Genomic DNA, 23,544 nt, shown 5'->3' with positions numbered 1-23,544 from the left:
ACAACAACATGGTTTACATAGGAGGATGCAAAATGCGTATTGGGATTCCAAAGGAAACAAAAAACAATGAAAATCGCGTAGCAATGACGCCAGCTGGGGTAGTAAGTTTAACACATTATAAACATGAGGTTTTCATTGAAACTGGTGCTGGACTTGGGTCAAGCTTTACTGATGAAGACTACATTGTTGCAGGAGCAAAAATTGTACCAACTGCACAAGAAGCATGGGATCAAGAAATGGTTATGAAAGTAAAGGAACCTACTCATGCGGAATATGACTTAATTCGCGAAGAGTCGATTCTATTCACGTATTTACATCTAGCACCTGAAGTAGATTTAACAAAAGTATTACTGGATAAAAAAGTTACAGCAATTGCTTATGAAACAGTTCAATTGCCTAATAATACATTACCTTTATTGTCTCCAATGAGTGAAGTTGCAGGTCGTATGGCAACACAAATTGGTGCACAGTATTTAGAGCAAATTAATGGAGGTAAAGGAATATTACTTGGAGGAGTTCCTGGAGTTCCACGTGCGAAAGTAGCAATCATAGGTGGAGGGATCGCTGGTGCCAATGCTGCTCGTGTGGCGATTGGAATGGGAGCACAAGTTACAATCATAGATTTAAACCCAGATCGTCTTCGTCAATTAGAGGATATCTTTGGCTCAAGCATCCAAACATTAATTTCTAGTCCCTATAATATTGCAGAAGCAGTTAAAGAAGCCGATTTAGTTATTGGATGTGTATTAATACCTGGTGCAAAAGCTCCGAAACTAGTAACAGAAGAAATGATTAAAGTGATGTCTCCTGGTTCTGTCGTGATTGATATTGCAATTGACCAAGGTGGGATTTTTGAAACTTCTGATCGCATTACAACACATGATAATCCAACATATGAAAAGCATGGGGTAGTACATTATGCTGTTGCTAATATGCCTGGAGCAGTACCAAGAACTTCTACTATGGCTCTTATAAATGCGACAATACCTTATGCGTTACAAATTGCCAATAAAGGCTATAAACAAGCATGTCTAGATAACCTTTCTCTTCAAAAAGGACTTAACACTTTAGCTGGACATGTTACCTTTAAAGCAGTTGCAGAAGCACAGGATCTACCTTATGTGGATGTAACTACACTTTTAAACTAATATGTTAAAATCAATCACTCGAGGCAATAATGCTTTGAGTGATTTCTAGTTAATGGGGTGATCTTCATGGTGTATATATACATAGGAATCGCAGGCGCTTTAGGGGCAATTACAAGATATTCGATAGGCATTTTTATCATCTCTGAAACTGGATTTCCATCCGCTACTTTATTGGTCAATTTGGTTGGAAGCTATGCGTTGGCTTTTATAACCTCCAGAACGCTACCGTTTTCTAATAAACTGAAGTTAGTTATTGGAACAGGTTTTATAGGATCATTTACAACCTTTTCGGCATTTAGTGTTGAAACAATAACGATGATAGAGGATGGACAAATTGTTCATGCGATAATTTATATTACACTTAGCATTGTAGGTGGAATTATTATGAGTAATTTGGGCTGGAAAAATGAGGTGATTAAATGAGTATCCTTTTACTAGGTATTGCAGGATTTATAGGTGCAAATATTCGATATATTATTTCTGAAAAGCTGAACAAAAGCACAAGTGGTGCATTTCCATATGGGACTCTTATAGTAAATCTAGTTGGCTCCTTTTTTCTAGGTCTGTTGGTTGGTAGTCAAGCAGGAGAAATCTACATGCTCTTAATTGGAACAGGACTCCTAGGTTCCATTACAACATTTTCTACATTGAATAAAGAACTATATTCTTTGCAAAAGTATCCCAAAACTTGGCTTAGGTATTTTCTAATCACTTATGTAGGCGGATTTATTTTTGCTTATGTTGGATACTCCTTATTCTAGTATAAGAAATTAGAGGAAAAGGTATTATGAATATAGTGAGCGTATATTAGTTGATATTGTGGAAAGGTGCTAAGTATTTCATGACAGATTACCAAAAATCTAATAAAGTGAACTGGGATGATGGGCATAGATTATGGCCATTACCCAACTTACCATGGGTAATGAAGCAAACTTGGAATGATTTACTTTTTGCTCATTTTCCGGTTAGATACGAAGTTTTACGTAAATTAATTCCTGAAGTGCTGCCCTTAGATACTTATGATGGTAAGTGTTGGGTGGGGGTTGTTCCGTTTCATATGACCGATATCCGATTGCGTGGAATACCTCCTATTCCAGGAACTGATAAATTTCCGGAGCTTAATGTTCGAACATATGTAATGATCGATGGAAAACCAGGAGTATACTTTTTTAGTCTAGATGCAACGAATCTTCTTGCTGTAAAAGTAGCTAGAAATTTTTATCACCTACCATATATGCATGCAAATATGAGGGTTGAAAAGACTGGGGATTTGATTGGATATGAAAGCATAAGGAGAAGAGGGGATGCACAGTTCGTAGCAGATTATCGTCCGGTCTCAGAGCCTTATTTTGCTGAGAAGGGCTCTTTCGATGAATGGTTGGTCGAACGATATTGTCTTTATACGTTAAATAGGAGAGGTCTTCCTTTGCGTTGTGACATTTTGCATCACCCCTGGCTGCTGCAACGGGCAGAATCTGAAATAAAAGTGAACTCAATGCTATCTAGTCAAGGGTTTGCTTTAGAAAATAATGAACCAATCTTACATTACTCGAAAAAGATCGAGGTACGTATGTGGCCCCTTGTAAAGGCATTTGAAAACTAAAAAAGCACTGCAGGTGATTTGCAGTGCTTTCCAAAGTATACTATAAAATTTGTAATTCTTTTGGGAATTTCGTTAAAACTTCTACACCATTTTCTGTTACAACTACATCATCTTCTATACGAACGCCTGTAATTTCCGGATGATAGATACCTGGCTCGATTGTAAATACCATGCCTGTTTCAAGTTTCATATCATTTACACCCGTAATTGATGGAAATTCATGAACAGAAATTCCAAGCCCATGTCCTAAACGATGTGTAAAATACTCACCGTAGCCAGCTTCTGTAATGACATCTCTCGCAATTTTATCGAGTTCCATAGCAGTGATGCCTGGTTTTACTGCTTCAACCGCTCTTTCTTCTGCTCGGCGAACCGTTTCATATATTTCACGTTTGTCTGGACTAGGTTCTCCAAATGCTACTGTACGAGTAATGTCTGAGCAATAACCATTATAAACTACGCCTAAGTCAAACAGTACAAAGTCCCCTTTTTGTATTTTACGATCTCCGGGAGTGCCATGTGGAGAGGCCGTTTTAGGTCCGCTTAGCACCATAGTGTCGAATGACATCTGTGCAGCCCCTTTTTCTTTTACAGCTAACTCAATAGCATTTAAAATTTCAAGTTCCGTTTTACCTTCTGCAATTTCCTTGCAACCTACTTCAATTGCATAATCTGCAAGCTCAGCTGCCTTACGCATATTAACCAATTCTTCTTCTGATTTAATAACACGAAGGTCATTAATTTTTTCATCGATTCTAGAAACTTGAAGTTCAGCAATTCTTTCTTCCAGTGCCTCTAATCTTTCTACAGTCATATGTGATTTTTCAACGGCAAGACTTTGAATATTACCTGCTGTTGCTGACATTTTTTGTACGAGGATATCCCATGCATTTTCCGTATCTTCATGTCCGATTATTTCTTCGTCCCATCCTGTTGCTTTTGCATCTGGAATTTCCATTTTAGGACAAATGATAAAAGGGGAAGCTTCCTTGAAGATTGCTACACCTAGAAGACGTTCGTGTGGGTTACTTCTAAATCCAGTAAAGTAAAAAACGTTGTCTGGAGTAGTGATGAATGCTGCATCAATTTGATGAGTCTGTAGATATGATTGGATTTTTTCTGTTTGATTCATATGGGCACCTCTTTTTAAATTTAATACTATAAGCATATCAGAATAAAGGATTTCTGGCATCTTCGTTGAATGAATAATAAGGAGTAGTACTTTTAAAATAATTATTCAAAGGAGAGAATACATTATGCAAATAAGCTATCACGGACATTCAGTAGTGAAAATAAAAACCAATACGCACACATTCCTAATTGACCCATTTATCACAGGGAATGGACAAACAGATTTAAATGCATCCGAGGAAAAAGTAGATGTTATTTTATTGACGCACGGTCATAATGATCATTTTGGGGATACAGTAGACCTAGCAAAAAGAAATAACGCCACAGTAATTGCGGTTTTCGAACTTGCTGAGTATGTCGAATCATTAGGTATTAATACGCATGCGATGGGTATAGGGGGAGCTTATGATTTTGATTTTGGAAGAGTGAAATTCACGCAAGCATTTCATAGCAATTCTTATACAACAGAGAATGGAGAAATTATATACGGCGGAATGCCATCAGGAGTTCTTCTTACGTTACAAGGTAAAACAATCTATCATGCAGGGGATACAGCTTTGTTTGGAGATATGAAACTAATAGGGGACCGTCATGATATCGATGTTGCATTTCTTCCAATTGGGGATAATTTTACAATGGGTCCTGAGGATGCTGCGTATGCAGTGCAACTATTAAAACCTCAAATTGTAGTACCTGTTCACTATAATACGTTTCCTCCTATCAAACAAGATCCACAAATATTCAAAAGTCTTGTAGAGACTGCAGAAGTTCAAGTGTTGAAAGCAGGAGATTTTGTTCAGTGGACTCGTGAATAGGAAATGATGCTTATGTGGTACAATAAACGTATAATAATCGTTTGGATGTGACTACATGACAACAAAACATGAACAAATTTTAGCATACATTGAAAAACTTCCAGTTGGCGATAAAATATCTGTTAGACAAATAGCAAAAGATTTGACTGTCAGTGAGGGGACAGCCTATCGCGCAATCAAAGAAGCAGAAACTAGAAGGCTAGTCAGTACCATTGAACGAGTAGGAACGATTCGCATCGAGTTAAAGAAAAAAGAGCATTTCGAGCGTTTGACCTATGCAGAAGTAGTAAACATTGTGGATGGGCAGGTTTTAGGTGGAAAGACCGGCTTGCATAAAACATTAAACAAATTTGTCATTGGTGCAATGCAACTTGAAGACATGATGCGATATGTAGAACCGAGTAATCTGCTAATAGCAGGAAATCGCCTTAAGGTTCATGAAACTGCGTTACAAGCAGGGGCGGCAGTATTAGTTACAGGTGGTTTTGATGTTACAGAGAATACCAAAAGGTTAGCGGACGAGCTAGAGCTTCCTGTCATATCCACTAGTTTCGATACATTTACTGTAGCTACGATGATTAATCGGGCAATTGATGACCAACTTATTAAGAAAGATGTGTTATTAATCGAGGATATATATATTCCACTCCAGGAGACATCGTATTTGTACGCCACAGATAAGGTTAAACAGTACCGAGTGCTTAATGATGTTACGACACATGGTGTTTTCCCAGTAGTAGATGCATCGAAGAAACTAGTAGGCATTATTACTGCGAGAGATGTCATCGGTAAATCGAACAATGAACCAATTGAAAAAGTTATGACGAAAAATCCGATTTCTGTCACGATGAAAACAAGTGTATCTTCTGCAAGCCATCGAATGATTTGGGAAGGTGTAGATTTGTTGCCTGTAGTGCGAGATACAAATTATTTAGAGGGTGTCATTAGTAGACAGGATGTATTAAAAGCACTTCAGGCTGCCGCTCGTCAACCACAAAACGGTGAAACGATAGATGATATAGTAAAGCAACAAATAAAAAATATTTCTACTGAAGACTTCATATTTGAATTTGTTGTTACACCACAAATGACTGATCATTATGGTGCAATGTCCAATGGAGCTTTTACGATATTAGTAACCGAAACCGGAGCACAAACCTTGAAAATTCGAAAGCGTGGGGAAAGTGTTGTGGAGAATATGACCATCTATTATACTAAGCCAATTCAGCTAGAAAGTATTCTACGCATTCAAGCCAGAGTGTTAGAACTGAGTAGAAAAGTAGCTAAGATGGATGTTGAAGTCTATAATGACAAACTATTAGTTGGCAAAGCTATGGTAACGTATCAGTTGCTAGAAAGATAAGAGTAGTGGAAGATTGTCGACTTGCGTGAGAGCAGCTGGTGTCCGAGCTAGGCATATACTGAATAAGAGGCACATGTAATGTTGGTTAAATTTAAAATGTAGAATTCTACTCATTTAATTGATTGAAGTGGAAAGCGTCCGCCTGTAACGGAAATCTTAAGTCTTATGAGAAAAAAAGATGCAGCTAGTTTAGCTGCATCATTGATTTATTGATAATTCTTCTACCACGAATTGCCCGTAATGCTTGGCCACTTTTACATTGTGATATGTAAAATAACCACCTAGCAAGATAAACAGACCAGCAACGACATATGTTATAGAAGACTGGTAAACGATTAAAAAATTAATACCGAAAAATAACAAAAAAGCACCAAGGCATACAGAAGCTTTTGCACCAAACCATTTTTTGCGAATAGGTAATGGTGTACGGAATTGTTTCGTTTTAAAATAAAAATACCAAACAAATGTAACTACTATTGCAGCTACTAATATAATATTAAACATAATGAACCTCCAATAAAGTTAACCTTCTATCTATTGTAAAGGGAAATTTATAAAAATGCGAATAGTAAAACCAGACAAGCGAGGTAATTTCAGATGAAAAGACAAATCATAGACACAATCGAAAAGTATGACAAAATTATTTTGCATCGCCATGTTAGACCTGATCCAGATGCCTATGGTTCTCAAATCGGATTAAAAGAGCTCATTGCATTAAATTATCCCACAAAGAAAGTCATGGCAACCGGCACTCATGATGACACACTAAATTTTCTTGCTCATCCTGATAATGTTTCCGATGAGGATTTTCGAGATGCATTAATCATTGTAACAGATACAGCTAATACAGAAAGAATTGATGATGCCCGTTATAAACTGGGAAGTTTTCTAGTGAAAATAGATCATCATCCTAATGATGATGCCTATGGTGATTTACTGTGGGTAAATACAGAAGCAAGTTCGGTAAGTGAAATGATCTGTGAACTATTTGAAGAAGCAAAAAAATATAAACATTGGAAAATGGACGCTTCCATCGCTCGATTATTATTTGCAGGAATTGTAGGAGACACAGGTAGATTTATGTTTCAAAGTACAACCAAGCAGACAATGGATTTTGCAGGAGAGTTGCTTACATATGGTTTTGATAGCACAACGTTATTTAATGGAATGTATGAAGTCGAAAGAAATCTCCTTCAGCTAAAAGGCTATGTATATGCAAACTTTGAAATGGATGAAACTGGTGTAGGTCATGTTAAACTAACGAAGGAAATTCTCCAAAAGTATAAAGTAGATCAATCAGAAGCTTCTCTGCTAGTAAGTGCCTTAGCAGATGTGAAGGGGATGAAATGTTGGGTATTCTTTATAGAAGATACTTCTGAAATTCGAGTACGTCTACGTTCAAAAGGTCCTGTTATCAATGGGATAGCCAAAAAGTATGGCGGCGGGGGACATCCACTTGCTTCAGGAGCCGCCGTGAAGACATGGGAAGAAGCTGAGTTGGTTATAGAAGATTTAAAAATGTTGTAAATTGAGGTGTGTACATGAAAACAGTATATCCACAAATTGTGACATCAGCGGATATGCTGAAAAGCACAATACAATTGGAACAACTTACGCAAAAGCTAAAACAAAATAATACAAGGGCGGCTGCCATTACAAATAGTAGATTGTATGGATTACTGCCTTTTTGGCATGCTTTACATGCGCAAAAGATTAAACCTGTATTTGGACTCACCATAAATGTTCAATTAGAGTCAACTATTGTGGCTCTGGTGCTATATGCAAAAGATCAGAATGGTTATGAAAATTTGTTGAAAATATCGAGTAGTATCGAGACCAGAGATATTACCGCGCTACCTAAGAGGTGGTTAGAAGCATATAAAAGTGGATTGATCGCTGTGTGTAAAGGAGAGTCTTCTACTTCGTTAGAGCAGCTTACCGAATTACAAAGTATATTTGGAAATGTTCATTTCTACCTAGCAATGGAGCGACCAAATGGTGAAAAAGTGGACCACGAAGAAATAATCATTCAGTTGGGTGAACAATTGTCCATACCAATTACCGCATTCCATATGAGTCGATACATAGAAAAAGAAGATGCCTTTGCATATGAAGTGTTAAATGCGATGGATCAATCGTTAAAAATGAATGATCATGCTCGCTTAAAGCCATCCTCCAATCCCCTTCATGTCCTTTCCAGTGAAGAATGGAGTGAATGGTTTTCTGATGTTCCTAACTGGATAGAAAACACAGAGCAGCTACTAAATAGCTGTAATGTTGCCATGGAAGATCCAGCATCTATAATGCCTAAATATCCATTACCTGAAACGAAGAATTCTAAGGACTTTTTAAGAGAACTTTGTGAGGATGGACTGAGTAAACGGATTAAGGAAATTACAAAGCCGTATATAGAGCGTCTAAATTTTGAACTGTCCATTATTAACCAAATGAACTATGAGGACTATTTTTTAATCGTTCAGGATTTTATGAAATTTGCTAAGCAACAAAATATATTAACTGGTCCAGGTCGTGGATCTTCTGCCAGTTCACTTGTAGCATTTTCTTTGAATATTACCGACGTAGATCCCCTTCGTTATGGTTTACTATTTGAGCGATTTTTAAATCCAGAACGAATTACAATGCCAGATATTGATATTGATTTTGCGGATTCGAGAAGGATGGAAGTTATTCAATATGTCGTAGAGAAGTATGGAAAGAACTATGTCTCTCAAATTATTACGTTTGGTACATTGTCTGCAAAAGCAGCGGCTAGAGAAGTTGCTAGAGTGTTTGGATTTGAGTCCACCACTTTGGAGGCTATTTCATCTTTTATACCTGCAAAGCCAGGGATCACGTTAAAAGAAGCATATACGATGTCTGAGAAATTACGTGAGTTTATACAAACAGAAGACATTCGAAAAAAATGGTTTCAGGTCGCACTTGCTTTAGAGGGGCTACCAAGGAATGCCTCTACGCATGCAGCAGGGGTGGTATTATCACCAGTTCCGTTAGTGGACGTAATACCTATTCAAAATGGGCATGAGGATGTCTATTTGACACAATGGCCGATGAAGGAAGTAGAACAAGTTGGGTTACTCAAAATGGACTTTTTAGGGCTACGAAATTTGACGATTATTGAAAGAATTTTGAAAATCATTAATTATAAGCAATCAAATCCATTTAAATTATCCGAAATTCCGCTCGATGATGAATTGACCTTTCAGTTACTCCAGCAAGGTGATACTACAGGTGTATTTCAATTGGAATCAGCCGGAATGCGACAAGCTCTTAAACAAATCAATCCAACAAAGTTTGAAGACGTCGTTGCAGTCAATGCACTATTTCGTCCAGGTCCAATGGAAAGCATTCCTTTATATGCAAAGCGCAAAGCAGGTCAAGCACCAGTAACTTATGAACATCCGATATTGGAACCAATTTTAAAAGAAACATATGGCATTATAGTTTACCAGGAGCAGATTATGCAAATTGCCTCTAAAATGGCTGGCTTTACATTTGGAGAAGCCGATTTGTTACGTAGAGCGGTGAGCAAAAAAAATCGAGAAGTTTTACAAAGTGAACGTGTACATTTTGTTCAAAAAGCTATTCAACAGGGGCATTCCGAACAAACAGCATCAGCTGTTTATGATTTAATCGTTCGATTTGCTGACTATGGTTTTCCAAAAAGTCATGCTGTGGCCTATAGTGTTATTTCTTTTCAAATGGCTTATTTAAAAGCACATTTCCCAGTAGCTTTTTATAGTGCATTATTGAGCGTTGCTACCGGCAACCAAGCAAAGATAAATGAGCTAATGATGGAAATGAGACAAAATGGCATGAAGATTTTAGCACCATCCATATTCCGTAGCCAACACTTCTTTACAGTTGAAAAGGGAGCGGTGCGGTTCGGGCTACAAGCTATAAAAGGAGTTTCCTATAATTTTATACAAAAATTATTACAGAAGCGTTTAGAAAGAGAAACCAAATGGGAGGATATTTTTGAGTTTGCCTCCGATTTATCTGCAGTTCATTTTACTAGAAAAAATGTAGAACCATTGATCAAAGCAGGTGCCCTAGATGAATTTGGTTATGAGAGATCTACTCTGCTGTCTACTTTAGATGCTGCAGTTAAATATGCCGAATTGATAAGTCCTACAGAGGAATCCGATTTATTTGGTGGAGATGCTTCTCACTTTGGCAAGTCGAAGCATATAAAATCAGATCCACTTCCAATTATGGAGAAGTTGCAATATGAAAAAGAAGTTTTAGGTCAATACTTTTCAGAGCATCCTACAGTATCTAAGAAAAAAATGTTGACAGATAAATTTATAAATATTTGGGATATATTGCAGACAACAAAAGATATGTCTGTAAAGATAGTCGGTCTAATACAGGACATAAAACGAATCCGTACAAAAAAAGGAGAAGCAATGGCTTTTCTAACTGTACAGGACGATACTGCCAGCCTGTCAGTAACCCTTTTTCCAGAGGAATATGCAAAATTCAATACATTATTAAAAGAGCAGGAAATGCTTGTTATAACTGGAAAGTCCGAACGCAGAAATGGTCGCTCTCAAATCATTACTAAATATATGGAGAAGTAAACTGCTGATCTAATATGCAGTTTTTTCTTTACGTTTGTACAAATCTTTTGTATGCTATTAATTATGAGTGGTCAGACCACTTTGTAATTTATGGAAGAGTGAGGCTCAATGAACCCAACGAATAATCCTAAAAAAATGTTTCTGGAAATAGTCAAGCAGTTAAGGCAACTAATTGCAGAAGAAAATGTTTCTGTTGGTGGTAAATTGCCTTCTGAAAGAGAGCTAGCAGAGCGACTTCAAGTAGGCAGGTCAACAGTTAGGGAAGCGCTTAGGAGTTTAGAATTACTCGGTCTAATAGAAACACGTCGAGGAGAAGGTACTTTTCTATCGGATTATCGCAAACATCGGCTAGTTGAGCTGCTATCCACATTTATCCTACAAGAGTCTAAGTCGAAGGAAGATGTGCATACAACAAGAAAAGCATTAGAGAAGGATGCAATCCATACGATTTGTAACTCCAAGAGACTTTATGAACTACATATATGGGACGCCTTTAAAGAAAAACTTATAGTAGAAGAAATAATTCGAGAAGATATTATTCGTGAAATTATTATCATCTCTGATAATCGATTAAGTTTAAAAATATGGTTTTTGTTGAAACAGTTTGCAGGAGAGCCTTACCGAGAAAATATGAGTCTAGAAGAGAAGTCCCTTTGGATTAAACTTCTTACTGCTTTACAAAATGGAGAAGAAAACCAAGCGATATCTCTATATAATGAATGGCTTTTGCTAATTAATAGGGGAGATGTATAAATGAGCATTCGAGATATATTTAGAAAAAATCAAAAGAAAAAATACGCCACAATACCGACTGAAAAAGCAAAACATGATGTACCTGAAGGCATTATGATGAAATGCCCAGAGTGTAGAAAAAATGTATTTACAAAAGACTTGATGAAAAATTTAAAAGTATGTCCTACTTGTGATCACCATATGAAAATGACTGCTTGGGAGCGTGTAGAAATTTTTCTAGATGAAAATACATTTGAATCGATGGATGATCATCTAGAAACAGTGAATCCTTTGAATTTCCCAAGCTATACGGAAAAGATAAAGGCGGATGCACAAAAGACGGGATTGAACGAAGCTGTTCTTACTGGAGTTGGAAAGCTGGATGGACAACAAGTCGTTGTAGCAATTATGGATTCACATTTTAGAATGGGATCTATGGGTTCCGTAGTGGGCGAGAAAATTACGAGAGCTGTTGAGAAAGCTACAGAGCTCGGTATTCCTTTTATTATTTTCACTGCAAGTGGAGGTGCAAGAATGCAAGAAGGCGTTCTTTCTCTAATGCAAATGGCTAAAACGTCTGTTGCTTTAAGAAGACATAGCGATCATGGACTATTATATATTTCTATTCTTACGCATCCTACGACGGGAGGAGTTTCTGCGAGTTTCGCATCGGTAGGAGATATTAATATTGCTGAGCCTAAAGCATTAATCGGCTTTGCTGGTAGACGAGTCATTGAACAAACAGTGCGAGAAAAACTTCCAGAAGATTTTCAAACTGCTGAGTTTCTATTGAATCATGGGCAGCTAGATGTCATTATTCATCGAAAAGAAATGCGGGAAAAAGTTGCTTCCATTGTTCATCTTCATACGACTAAGGAGGACGCAAAATGGTAAAAGTACTACCTTTCGAAGAACCAATTGTACAATTAAAAACAAAAATAGAAGAATTGAAAGAGTATACAGTGAGTGCTGACGTAGACATGTCAGCAGAAATTGTCAATCTAGAAGCAAGACTAGAGAAATTAGAACAAGAGATATATGAAAATATGGAGCCTTGGGACCGGGTACAGGTTGCTCGTCACCCTAGTCGTCCCACAACAAGAGATTATATTCAATTATTATGTACAAAATTTATTGAACTTCATGGAGATAGATTTTACGGAGACGACGCGGCAATTATAGGTGGAATAGCGTTGTTTGAAGGAAAACCAATAACAATTATTGGACATCAAAGAGGGTTAGATACAAAAGAGAATATTAAACGTAATTTTGGTATGCCTCATCCAGAGGGGTATCGAAAAGCCCTGCGATTAATGAAACAAGCAGAAAAATTTAATCGTCCGATTATTTGTATGATTGATACAAAAGGTGCTTATCCAGGAAAAGCAGCGGAGGAACGGGGCCAAAGTGAAGCCATAGCTCGAAACTTAGTAGAAATGGCTGGACTTAAAGTACCGGTAATAAGTGTTGTTATTGGAGAAGGTGGAAGTGGAGGAGCATTAGCATTAGGTCTAGCTAATCATATTCACATGTTGGAAAACTCTACGTACTCTGTTATTTCACCAGAAGGAGCAGCATCCATTCTTTGGAAGGATGCATCCTTAGCAAAACAAGCTGCAGAAGCGATGAAAATTACTGCACCTGATTTAAAGAAAATGGGTATCATTGATACTGTTATAACCGAAGTTCATGGAGGAGCTCATAAAGATATAGAGGCCCAGGCTGAATATATGAAGGAAACTCTCCTTACTTCGTTAAAGGAATTAGCGAATTTAACACCGGACGAGCTAATCGAAAATCGATATTCTAAATTTAAAAATATTGGGGAATTTAATGAATAAAATGCGTCAGAAACGACGCATTTTTTTTTAATTGATTTCATGATAAGCTTGTATTATGAAATTCATTGTATGGAGGAGAAACAGATGAAGAGAATTGGTGTATTAACAAGTGGAGGAGATGCTCCCGGCATGAACGCGGCTATTCGTGCTGTTGTAAGAAAGGCCATCTATGAGGGGCTTGAAGTAGTTGGTATTTTCCATGGCTACCAAGGCTTAATTGATGGTAAAATGGAAGTTCTAGACCTGGGTTCTGTAGGGGACATTATTCAAAGAGGTGGAACAAAACTATTTTCTGCAAGATGTCCAGAGTTCCGGACAGAGGAAGGGCAACAAAAAGCAATAGAGCAGCTAAAAGCTCATGGTATTGAAGGATTAGTAATTATCGGTGGGGATGGTTCTTATCGTGGTTCTATGAAGTTAACGGAAAATGGTTTCCCTTGTGTAGGAATACCAGGAACAATAGATAATGATATTCCTGGTACAGATTATACACTCGGATTTGATACAGCTTTAAATACAGTGATTGAAAGTATCGATAAAATCAGAGATACTGCAACATCTCATGAACGTACATTTATCGTGGAAGTAATGGGAAGAGATGCAGGAGATCTTGCTTTATGGGCTGGTGTTGCTGGTGGAGCAGAAACTATTATTATTCCTGAAGTAGAGATAAATATGGATGAGATTGTTGAACGTCTAAAAAGCGGTTCAGAGCGTGGGAAAAAGCATAGTATTATTATTGTTGCTGAGGGTGTGATGAGTGGCGGAGAATTTGCTAGTAAACTTAAGGATTTAGCAGATATTGAGACTAGAGTTTCGGTCCTTGGACATATTCAACGTGGTGGTTCACCAACAGGTCGCGATCGTGTGCTGGCAAGTTTATTTGGAGCAAAAGCTGTAGAAGTTCTTCTAACTGGAAACGGTGGGCGTGCGATTGGCATACAGAATCATCAAGTGGTAGACTATGATATGAATGAAGCATTTGAAAAACATGAAGAATTTGATATATCTATGTATCAATTATCTAAAGAACTATCAATCTAATGAGGAAATATCTTTCCATTATAGAAAGGACTGTACAATGAGAAAAACTAAAATAGTTTGTACAATTGGACCCGCAAGTGAATCAGAGGAAATGTTAGAGAAATTAATTAATGCAGGTATGAATGTTGCCAGATTGAATTTTTCACATGGAAATCACGAGGAACATTCTGCAAGAATTCAAACGATTCGTAAAGTATCTAAGAAAACAGGTAAAGTTGTTGGTATTTTATTGGATACAAAAGGACCGGAAATCCGCACACATAAAATGGAAAATGGTGCTCTTGAGCTTGAATCTGGCCAAACAATTGAAATTTCGATGACAGAAGTGTTAGGTACTTTAGAGCGCTTCTCTATTTCCTATGATAAATTAATCGAGGATGTTCACGAAGGTTCTGTCATTCTATTAGATGATGGACTAATTGAATTAATCGTTCAAAAAATTGATAAAGAAAATGGAATTATTTCCACTTATATTCAAAATGCAGGAACTTTAAAAAATAACAAAGGTGTCAATGTACCCGGTGTATCCGTTCAATTACCTGGTATGACAGAAAAAGATGCTGCGGATATTCTTTTTGGTATTGAGCAGGATATAGACTTTGTTGCTGCTTCTTTCGTACGTCGTGCAAAAGATGTGTTAGAAATCCGTAAACTACTAGAAGAAAATAATGGTGCACATATTCAAATTATTCCTAAGATCGAAAACCAAGAAGGCGTAGATAATATTGATGAAATTATTCAAGTATCTGATGGCCTAATGGTTGCAAGAGGAGATTTAGGTGTTGAAATTCCTGCTGAAGAAGTTCCTTTGGTTCAAAAGAAACTAATTACAAAATGTAACGAAGCTGGAAAACCTGTTATTACAGCTACTCAAATGCTCGATTCTATGCAACGAAACCCAAGACCAACTCGCGCAGAAGCAAGTGACGTTGCAAATGCTATATTTGATGGAACAGATGCAATTATGCTTTCTGGAGAAACAGCGGCAGGGCTTTATCCGGTAGAGGCTGTTCAAACGATGGATAAAATAGCCCGTCGTACAGAAAATGCAGTAGATTATCGTGAAAATGTAACGAAAATTAGTAAAGCACGTGATGTAAACCTAACGGATGCTATAGGTCAAGCTGTTGCACACACAGCGATAAATTTAAAGGTAAAAGCAGTTATTGCACCAACCGAAAGTGGATATACTGCAAAAATGATTGCTAAATTTAGACCTGGTGTTCCGATAATTGCAGTGACTTCTTCAGCTACTCCATCTAGAAAGCTTACATTAGTTTGGGGAGTATATCCGATAGTTGGAAAAAAAGCACATTCTACGGATGAGATTTTAGAGGATGCTGTGGAAGAAAGTATTCTTCATCATTATGTGACCCATGGCGACTTAGTAGTGATCACAGCTGGTGTTCCTGTTGGAGAAGCGGGTACAACAAACTTGATGAAGGTACATATTATTGGAGACTTAGTTGCAAGAGGGCAAGGTATTGGAAAAAGTACTGCATTTGGAAAAGCAATAGTTGTGAATAATGCAGAAGAATTAGCCGGACAAGATACATCGGATAGTATAATTGTGACATTAGGATCTGACCGTGATATGGTCCCTAGTATTGAAAAATGCAGAGGTTTAATCACAGAAGAGGGTGGTTTAACTAGCCATGCTGCAGTTGTTGGACTTAGTTTAGGTGTGCCAGTTATTGTAGGTGTTAAAGATGCCACTACTCTTATAAAAAATGGCCAAGAATTAACGATAGATGCTGAAAGTGGATTTATCTATCATGGTCACGCTAGCATAATTTAAGAAAATGCCTCACCCTAAAAGGTGAGGCTTTTATTGAATGAGAAAGTATAACATATTAGAATCTATCCAATGATACTAATGATTTTCGTTACAACGCACTTTCATGTTTCGAAGCTAGTGAAGCGATGCATAAACAGGTGGACGCTTTCCGCGGGCGAGGCTGAGCCTCCTCAGGCCAACAGGATGTTGGTCACGAAGGCGTTGCGATCGCGTGGTGGTGCTCTTAGCCTTTGTTCCATCAAGACGCTCCCTGCGGGGTCTCGACTTTCTCGCTTATCCCGATGGAGTCGCCACCTTTCACTACAATCAATTAAGCAAGTAGGATCCAACAAGAAGAGTTTGCATAGCCTATCGCATGGATGATAAGATTGATCAAATTTAGAAAGTGATAAAAATAATCATTTTTGAATGATAAATGCTATTATCTAATGAAGAAGAAAGTAGCTTTTCTTTTATATTAGTGGATTAAAGAAAAATAGTAAGTGTTCTCAAAATAAAAAAGCAAAGTAGCGACCGAAATTGTATCTTCGGGCGCTTACTCTATGAATAAGAAAGTATCTTTTCCTTAGTTATCCGAAAAGGCACTGGACTGTTTCCCAAAGTTGTAGGTGGGCGACGGACAGACAAGCGCCATAAGATTACCGAGAAAAGGGAGGCTGGTCGTGACGTCAGTCACGACCAGCCTCTCAAAAAATTATCCGATAATATTATAGCAACAAATCTGTCCAAAGCCCACCGGAAACGATTGAAATAGGTTTTGAGTTTAAATGGTGCTTAAGCTATTTCTAAAAGGAAGGTGAAATGATGAAATGGATTATTGGTTTGTTTATCCTAATCCCTGCTGTTGAATTATATATTCTAATGCTATCAGGTAAAACGATTGGAGTAGGATATACATTTTTATTGATCATCGCAAGTGGAATAATTGGTGGCTATTTTGCAAAAAGACAAGGCTTAAAAGCATTTCGAGAGGTATCTGAAAGCATTAAAAACTATCAAGCACCTGGAGAAGCTGCAATAAATGGTATTAGTATATTTGTCGGAGCAGTTTTAGTTGTACTTCCAGGATTTATATCAGATATTATTGGCTTCATGCTTTTATTTGCCCCAACCCGCAACTTATTTAAACCTCTTGTTTATAGATGGATTCGCAAAAAGATGAAAAATGGTCAAGTTATTGTGATGAAGTCTTCGTAAAGCTTTCCCATTTATGGGCGAATAGATAAATAAATGGACTAAACAAGATACCGATAAATCCAAAGATTAAAATGGCTGCCGCGCTCAAATAAAAGACGTGGACAGCCTTTATTTGTGTAGTGGATGACCAAAGTACTGATTCGACGATATGTCTAGTTAACTGAACAAACAAGTATAAAAGTAAGATAATAGCACCTACCATATGCATTTCCATTAAAAAAAAGTAAATACATAAAGGAATTAGTATTAGGCCTGTACCTAAAAAAGGAACACTATCGACTAAAGAAATAAGAAAAGCATATTTAATCGGATTATGTAATCCTAATACTGAGAATCCAATAGCAATTAAGATAAACGTTAATATAAATAACTTAAATTCTACATGTATAAATTGATTTACGATGGTTGAGGATTTCAGTAATGCTCTATGGCAAAGACCGCGCATTTTTTTAGGGAAGTAGACTAGAAACCATTCTCGGTCCTTTACAGATTCGACTAAGGAAAAAAATAATCCAATACTAAATAAGAATATCTCAAAAAAATATGAGGGTAAATGCGTTACATTTAACAATAAATCATTCAATATTTTATTTAATAATGTCTGAAATTTTCCTTCAAACATCATAAATATAGGGTTATTTTGTATTTCCATTACTGGTAACAACACAACATGTTCGTGTATAAATGGAATAAGATCAATTAATGTCTGAACTAGAAAAAATAATACGATTAAAACACTCGATAAAATTAATATTACTGTGAGTAAAACACTTAGAAATACTGGAATTTTAAATTTTTTATGTAATAAATTAGTTAATGGAAATAGAAAGTATCCTCCAATAATTGACAATGTAAGTGGGTATGCGATAAATGATATTAGTATAATTATTCCAATTGGCAGCCATTGTGATAACAAATCTTTTTTATTTAATTGTAGAGTAATCATTTTCATCCAATCTTTTCAATTAATTAGGAGATTTTGTGATATTTTTCAACAAACTTAAGCGTTTTCATTCACAAAGACGACTATATTGATTATACTGTTTATGTAAGCAATGCTAAAAACATTAATATATACATATAGTTCTTCTGATTTGATGAAGATTTGGTCAGAAGTCTTATGGTGTAAAGGGGAGACTTTGATATGACAACAACTAAAGGTTTAGAAGGAATTGTAGCGGCAGAAACGTCAATCAGTTCAATCATCGATGATACACTTACATACGTTGGATATGATATTGATGATTTAGCAAACAATGCGAGCTTTGAAGAAGTAGTTTACTTGCTTTGGCATAAGCGTCTTCCAAATGCGACAGAACTAGCTGAATTGAAACAACAATTAGCTGACCACATGGCTGTCCCGCAAGAAGTTTTGAATTTTTTCAAAACATTCCCAATCAATGATGTACATCCAATGACTGCTCTTAGAACAACAGTTTCTATGCTTGCATTATATGATGATGCTGCAGAAGATATGTCCGATGAAGCAAATTACTTAAAAGCAATTAAACTACAAGCAAAAATCCCAACCTTAGTAACAGCTTTCTCGCGTGTTCGTAAAGGACTAGAACCTGTAGCACCTAAAACAGACTTAGGTTATGCTGCGAACTTCTTGTACATGCTACACGGCGAATTACCACAAGATATAGAGATAGAAGCGTTTGATAAAGCACTTGTTTTACACGCAGATCATGAGTTGAATGCTTCTACATTCACAGCTCGCGTATGTGTAGCAACTCTTTCAGACATCTATTCTGGCGTTGTTGCAGCTATCGGAGCTTTAAAAGGACCTTTACATGGTGGAGCAAATGAACAAGTTATGAAAATGTTAACAGAAATCGACTCACTTGATAATGTTGACGCTTATATTAACGAAAAATTAGAAAACAAAGTAAAAATTATGGGATTCGGTCACCGTGTATATAGAAAAGGAGACCCACGTGCAAAACATTTACGTGAAATGTCCAAAAAATTGACTACACTTAATGGCGAATCTAAACTTTATGATATGTCTATTCGTATCGAAGAAATAGTTACAGGGCAAAAGAATTTACCACCAAACGTAGACTTCTATTCTGCTTCTGTATATCATTCCTTGAAAATAGATCATGATTTATTTACACCAATCTTTGCAGTATCACGTGTATCTGGTTGGAGCGCACATATTCTTGAGCAATATGCAAACAATCGTTTAATCCGTCCACGTGCAGAATATGTAGGACCTGGAATGCAAAAATATATTCCAATTGAAGAAAGATAATAGTAGTATTATCTATAGTAGATAGGGCTTAAACACTTTAGTGTTTACTGCCCTATGATTATGATAGTAGGAGGAAATAACAAATGACAACAGGCAAAATTACAGTAGAAAACGGTGTACTTAACGTACCAAACACAGCAGTAATTCCTTTCATTGAGGGAGACGGAACAGGTCCAGATATTTGGGCTGCAGCATCCCGTGTATTAGAAGCTTCAGTAGAAAAAGCTTATAATGGTGAAAAGAAAATTGAATGGAAAGAAGTTCTTGCTGGTCAAAAAGCATTTGATAAAACTGGCGAATGGTTACCACAAGAAACTCTAGATGTTATTAATGAGTACCTTATTGCTATTAAAGGACCTTTAACTACACCAATCGGTGGGGGAATTCGTTCATTAAACGTAGCCTTACGTCAAGAGCTTGATCTATATACTTGCCTACGTCCAGTTCGTTATTTCACTGGTGTTCCATCTCCAGTTAAACGTCCAGAAGATACGGATATGGTTATTTTCCGTGAAAACACGGAAGATATATATGCTGGTATTGAATATGCTAAAGGTACAGACAATGCGAAAAAACTAATCGACTTCTTACAAACAGAATTCGGAGTTACTAATATTCGTTTCCCAGAAACTTCAGGTATCGGTATTAAGCCTATTTCTGAAGAAGGTACAAAACGTTTAGTTCGCGCTGCTCTTAACTACATTATTAAAGAAGGTCGTACTTCTTTAACATTAGTTCATAAAGGGAATATCATGAAATTCACAGAAGGTGCTTTCAAAACTTGGGGTTACGAAGTAGCAGAACAAGAATTTGGTGATAAAGTATTTACTTGGAACCAATATGATCAAATTAAAGAAGAGCAAGGAACAGAAGCTGCTGACAAAGCACAAGCTGATGCACTTGCAGCTGGTAAAATCCTTGTAAAAGATTCGATTGCTGATATCTTCTTACAACAAATTTTAACTCGTCCAAAAGAGTTTGATGTAGTTGCTACAATGAACTTAAACGGAGATTATATTTCTGATGCACTTGCAGCACAAGTTGGTGGTATCGGTATTGCTCCAGGAGCTAACATTAACTATGTAACTGGACATGCTATTTTCGAAGCTACTCATGGTACAGCTCCTAAATATGCTGGTCTTGACAAAGTTAACCCATCATCTGTTATTCTTTCAGGAGTATTAATGTTAGAACATTTAGGTTGGAACGAAGCTGCGAAACTAATCATGGATTCAATGGAGAAATCTATTGCTGCTAAAGTGGTAACTTATGACTTCGCACGTTTAATGGACGGGGCAACTGAAGTTAAATGTTCTGAATTCGCTGATGAACTTATTAAAAACATGTAATATGAAAATGAAATTTAGTTTTTAAGGAAGGGATTTTTCCCTTCCTTTTCTTTAATAGAAAAGAAAATATATATAGTGAACACTGGATTCAAGCTACTTTTTTAGAATGACTAATACTACTGATTTCCGTTCCAGGTGGATGCTTTGCACGGGCGAGACCGAGCCTCGTTTGCTATGCTATCTGCGGGGTTTCGACTTTCTCGCTTATCCCGATGGAATCGCCACCTTCTATTAAAATCAATATGACGTGTAGTACTTCACTATAAGATATAGCATAGCCTTATTGCTTAGATGATAAAAGTAGTCATAGTTAATATAGTGATAAAACCGTCTGCTGAATTAAGGATATTGTTCTGTATTTAAGAATGAAGAAAGTAGATTTTTTCTTATACTAGTGAAAATACAGTGAAATAGTAAGTGTTCATTAAATAAAGAAGCAAAATAGCTAACGAAATTGCATCTTCGAGAGTTTCCTTTATAGATAGGAAAGTAATTTTTTCTCTAGTTATCCAAAAACGTCCTGCTGGTTTTGACCATAATGGAACAGGCATCATTTTGGCGGGTTCATCTAATAAGAACAAAAGGAGAGTTTTCTTATGACATTGAAAAGAAGTAAAATCTCAGTAATCGGTGGCGGTTTTACAGGTGCAACAACCGCTTTTCTACTTGCTCAAAAAGAACTTGGTGATATTGTATTAGTGGACATTCCACAAGCAGAAAGTGCTACTAAAGGTAAAGCTTTGGATATGGCACAAGCTGGACCAGTCCAAGGTTTTGACGCCGATATCATTGGAACTTCAAACTATGAAGATACGAAAGACTCAGATCTAGTAATTATCACTGCCGGTATAGCACGTAAACCTGGGATGAGCCGCGACGATTTAGTCCAAACGAACCAAAAAGTGATGAAGTCTGTTACATCTGAAATCGTAAAATATTCTCCAAATACAACAATTTTAGTATTAACGAACCCTGTTGATGCGATGACTTACACAGTTTATAAAGAATCTGGCTTACCTAAGGAACGCGTAATCGGACAATCTGGAGTACTTGATACTGCTCGTTTCCGTACGTTTGTTGCCAAAGAATTAAACCTATCCGTTAAAGATGTTACTGGTTTTGTTCTTGGAGGACATGGTGACGATATGGTGCCATTAGTAAGATATTCTTACGCAGGTGGAATTCCATTAGAAACGTTAATCGACGCTGTTCGTTTAGAAGAAATCGTAGATCGTACTCGTAAAGGTGGGGCAGAAATCGTTAACCTTCTTGGCAATGGTTCCGCTTATTATGCACCAGCTGCTTCTTTAGTGGAGATGGCAGAAGCAATTCTAAAAGACCAAAAACGAGTATTGCCATCCATCGCTTATTTAGAGGGCGAATATGGTATGGATGGAATTTACCTTGGTGTTCCAACAGTACTGGGTGCTGCAGGTATCGAGAAAATTATCGAACTTGAGTTAACAGAAGATGAAAAAGCATTATTAAACAAATCTGCAGATGCTGTTAAAGCTGTTATGAAAGTATTAGCTTAACTATAAGGTTGTTACCAATCGAGTGGGGAAACCCACTCGATTTTTTAATAAGAAAGTACATAAAAATGTACCGTGAACACTGGGTTTTCGGTGCTTTTAAAAATGAATAATACTATGATTTCCGTTTCAGGTGGAGACAAAGGAACGATGGCTAAGAACGCCACCTCTTGTGGCAACGCCTTCGTGACCAACGTCCTGTTGGCCACCGCGGGGGGGGGGGGGGAGCGATGAACCATCACCGTCGCTTAAATAGCGAACGAAATTGCATCTTCGTAAGCTTCCTCTATGAGTAGGAAAGTATCTTTTCTCTAGTTATCCCAAAATGCATTAACCCGTTTCTAATAGTTGTAGAAAGCGACGGACAGGCAACTGCCATAAGATTACCAAAAAAAGTGAGTATTGATTGTGACAATCGTTACAATCAATACTCACTAAAAATTCACTCGTTAATCACATGGTGAAACGTCTGTACAAAGCCCTTCGAAAACGATAGAAACAGGTTTTGAACTTAAAGGACTAGCATGTCTTGTGCCGGTTATTTTGTTATGGATAAAAAAGACTAACTAAAGATGGTTAAAAGGTATCCCAACAGGAACAGGTACTATCATCACCTTGCGCTTTATGTAGGTTTATTGTTAATATAGAATTAGCTATTTGTGAGGGGGAAGAACTATTGTTATTAGGGAAAACTCGGAAAATAGGTAGGCGTATAGAGGACATAGAGATCGGTGAAAAATTAACACTTACAGAAAAAATAGAGGACAAGGACTTACTTCTATATCTTGGGCTAACCAATGATAACAATCCTTTATTTATTCAACATGATTTTGCAGCTAAGACCCAATATGGAAAACCTATCGTACCGTCAATTATGTTAACGGGTATTATTACATCCGCTATTTCAAAATACTTGCCGGGTCCTGGATCACATATAACAAAACAGATTATTAGCTTTCCAACACCTACTTACCATTACTCAATAGTAGAATTTACATTTGAAATAAAAGAAATAATTGAACAATTAAATAGTATAGTAATTACAGTACTTGCTCAAAATGACCAAAACGAAATAGTTGTGGAAGGCGAATTTCATGTGACGCCTCCAATTATAGAAAAATAATAACAGT

At 36.9% G+C, this 23,544-nt stretch carries 21 protein-coding genes; 18 read left to right on the top strand and 3 right to left on the bottom strand.

Going from position 1 to position 23,544, the window contains the following annotated elements; genetic code table 11:
* Window positions 1-32 precede the first annotated feature (32 nt).
* The 4 genes from ald (at window position 33) to ACN6MX_RS12570 (ending at window position 2,751) form a co-directional block, all read left to right on the top strand.
* Complete coding sequence (gene ald, locus ACN6MX_RS12585) at window positions 33-1,148, top strand: alanine dehydrogenase (protein WP_419959246.1); 1,116 nt, start codon at window positions 33-35, stop codon at window positions 1,146-1,148.
* Between the two features lie 66 nt (window positions 1,149-1,214).
* Window positions 1,215-1,571, top strand: coding sequence for a fluoride efflux transporter CrcB (gene crcB / locus ACN6MX_RS12580; protein WP_419959245.1), 357 nt, complete (start codon window positions 1,215-1,217; stop codon window positions 1,569-1,571).
* A complete protein-coding gene (locus ACN6MX_RS12575; protein WP_419959244.1) occupies window positions 1,568-1,909 on the top strand; it encodes a fluoride efflux transporter FluC in 342 nt (113 codons plus the stop codon). The genes crcB and ACN6MX_RS12575 overlap by 4 nt, the downstream gene beginning before the upstream one ends.
* An 80-nt stretch (window positions 1,910-1,989) precedes the next feature.
* Window positions 1,990-2,751 (top strand): YqjF family protein, encoded by a 762-nt coding sequence (locus tag ACN6MX_RS12570; RefSeq protein ID WP_419959243.1) that lies wholly within the window; start codon window positions 1,990-1,992, stop codon window positions 2,749-2,751.
* Window positions 2,752-2,791: 40 nt separating this feature from the next.
* Here ACN6MX_RS12570 and ACN6MX_RS12565 read toward each other — a convergent pair whose 3' ends face one another.
* The gene (locus tag ACN6MX_RS12565) at window positions 2,792-3,883 is read right to left on the bottom strand and encodes a M24 family metallopeptidase (RefSeq protein ID WP_419959242.1); all 1,092 of its coding nucleotides are present in this window, start codon (window positions 3,881-3,883) and stop codon (window positions 2,792-2,794) included.
* Window positions 3,884-4,007: 124 nt separating this feature from the next.
* Here ACN6MX_RS12565 and ACN6MX_RS12560 point away from each other — a divergent pair, with 124 nt between their 5' ends.
* Together ACN6MX_RS12560 and ACN6MX_RS12555 are read left to right on the top strand one after the other, a co-directional pair.
* Window positions 4,008-4,697, top strand: a complete 690-nt coding sequence (locus ACN6MX_RS12560; RefSeq protein ID WP_419959241.1) for a metal-dependent hydrolase — start codon at window positions 4,008-4,010, stop codon at window positions 4,695-4,697.
* A gap of 55 nt (window positions 4,698-4,752) precedes the next feature.
* Window positions 4,753-6,060 (top strand): DRTGG domain-containing protein, encoded by a 1,308-nt coding sequence (locus ACN6MX_RS12555; protein ID WP_419959240.1) that lies wholly within the window; start codon window positions 4,753-4,755, stop codon window positions 6,058-6,060.
* Window positions 6,061-6,258: 198 nt separating this feature from the next.
* Here ACN6MX_RS12555 and ACN6MX_RS12550 read toward each other — a convergent pair whose 3' ends face one another.
* Entirely contained in the window at window positions 6,259-6,564 is a 306-nt protein-coding gene (locus ACN6MX_RS12550) for a YtpI family protein (RefSeq protein ID WP_419959239.1), read from the bottom strand.
* 93 nt (window positions 6,565-6,657) lie between these two features.
* Between ACN6MX_RS12550 and ACN6MX_RS12545 the strand changes: the two genes are divergently transcribed.
* The 8 genes from ACN6MX_RS12545 (at window position 6,658) to ACN6MX_RS12510 (ending at window position 17,273) form a co-directional block, all read left to right on the top strand.
* The gene (locus ACN6MX_RS12545; RefSeq protein ID WP_419959238.1) at window positions 6,658-7,587 is read left to right on the top strand and encodes a DHH family phosphoesterase; all 930 of its coding nucleotides are present in this window, start codon (window positions 6,658-6,660) and stop codon (window positions 7,585-7,587) included.
* 14 nt (window positions 7,588-7,601) lie between these two features.
* The gene (dnaE, locus tag ACN6MX_RS12540; protein ID WP_419959237.1) at window positions 7,602-10,661 is read left to right on the top strand and encodes a DNA polymerase III subunit alpha; all 3,060 of its coding nucleotides are present in this window, start codon (window positions 7,602-7,604) and stop codon (window positions 10,659-10,661) included.
* A 108-nt stretch (window positions 10,662-10,769) separates the two neighbouring features.
* Window positions 10,770-11,414: a FadR/GntR family transcriptional regulator gene (locus ACN6MX_RS12535; RefSeq protein WP_419959236.1), complete on the top strand. Its 645-nt coding sequence runs from the start codon at window positions 10,770-10,772 to the stop codon at window positions 11,412-11,414.
* Window positions 11,415-12,287 (top strand): acetyl-CoA carboxylase, carboxyltransferase subunit beta, encoded by an 873-nt coding sequence (gene accD / locus ACN6MX_RS12530; protein WP_419959235.1) that lies wholly within the window; start codon window positions 11,415-11,417, stop codon window positions 12,285-12,287.
* The gene (gene accA / locus ACN6MX_RS12525; protein WP_419959234.1) at window positions 12,281-13,234 is read left to right on the top strand and encodes an acetyl-CoA carboxylase carboxyl transferase subunit alpha; all 954 of its coding nucleotides are present in this window, start codon (window positions 12,281-12,283) and stop codon (window positions 13,232-13,234) included. Before accD ends, accA begins: the two co-directional genes overlap by 7 nt.
* Window positions 13,235-13,318: 84 nt before the next feature.
* Window positions 13,319-14,278, top strand: coding sequence for a 6-phosphofructokinase (pfkA, locus tag ACN6MX_RS12520; protein ID WP_419959233.1), 960 nt, complete (start codon window positions 13,319-13,321; stop codon window positions 14,276-14,278).
* Window positions 14,279-14,315: 37 nt separating this feature from the next.
* Complete coding sequence (gene pyk, locus ACN6MX_RS12515) at window positions 14,316-16,076, top strand: pyruvate kinase (protein WP_419959232.1); 1,761 nt, start codon at window positions 14,316-14,318, stop codon at window positions 16,074-16,076.
* Window positions 16,077-16,877: 801 nt separating this feature from the next.
* A complete protein-coding gene (locus ACN6MX_RS12510; RefSeq protein WP_419959231.1) occupies window positions 16,878-17,273 on the top strand; it encodes an FxsA family protein in 396 nt (131 codons plus the stop codon).
* Here ACN6MX_RS12510 and ACN6MX_RS12505 read toward each other — a convergent pair.
* The gene (locus tag ACN6MX_RS12505; RefSeq protein WP_419959230.1) at window positions 17,251-18,219 is read right to left on the bottom strand and encodes an AI-2E family transporter; all 969 of its coding nucleotides are present in this window, start codon (window positions 18,217-18,219) and stop codon (window positions 17,251-17,253) included. The two genes, ACN6MX_RS12510 and ACN6MX_RS12505, sit on opposite strands and share 23 nt — an antisense overlap.
* Before the next feature lie 198 nt (window positions 18,220-18,417).
* Here ACN6MX_RS12505 and citZ point away from each other — a divergent pair, with 198 nt between their 5' ends.
* The 4 genes from citZ to ACN6MX_RS12485 all read left to right on the top strand — a co-directional run bounded on the left by citZ (window position 18,418) and on the right by ACN6MX_RS12485 (window position 23,537).
* Window positions 18,418-19,533, top strand: coding sequence for a citrate synthase (gene citZ, locus ACN6MX_RS12500; RefSeq protein ID WP_419959229.1), 1,116 nt, complete (start codon window positions 18,418-18,420; stop codon window positions 19,531-19,533).
* 83 nt (window positions 19,534-19,616) lie between these two features.
* Window positions 19,617-20,882, top strand: a complete 1,266-nt coding sequence (gene icd, locus ACN6MX_RS12495; RefSeq protein WP_419959228.1) for an NADP-dependent isocitrate dehydrogenase — start codon at window positions 19,617-19,619, stop codon at window positions 20,880-20,882.
* Between the two features lie 596 nt (window positions 20,883-21,478).
* The gene (gene mdh / locus ACN6MX_RS12490) at window positions 21,479-22,417 is read left to right on the top strand and encodes a malate dehydrogenase (RefSeq protein ID WP_419959227.1); all 939 of its coding nucleotides are present in this window, start codon (window positions 21,479-21,481) and stop codon (window positions 22,415-22,417) included.
* A gap of 673 nt (window positions 22,418-23,090) precedes the next feature.
* Entirely contained in the window at window positions 23,091-23,537 is a 447-nt protein-coding gene (locus tag ACN6MX_RS12485) for a MaoC/PaaZ C-terminal domain-containing protein (RefSeq protein WP_419959226.1), read from the top strand.
* Window positions 23,538-23,544 lie beyond the last annotated feature (7 nt).

Source organism: Psychrobacillus sp. BM2, from assembly GCF_048572895.1.
Classification (GTDB): Bacteria; Bacillota; Bacilli; order Bacillales_A; family Planococcaceae; genus Psychrobacillus.
The sequence above is the reverse complement of the archived record's forward strand: the minus strand, read 5'-3'. Positions and strand labels throughout refer to the sequence as shown.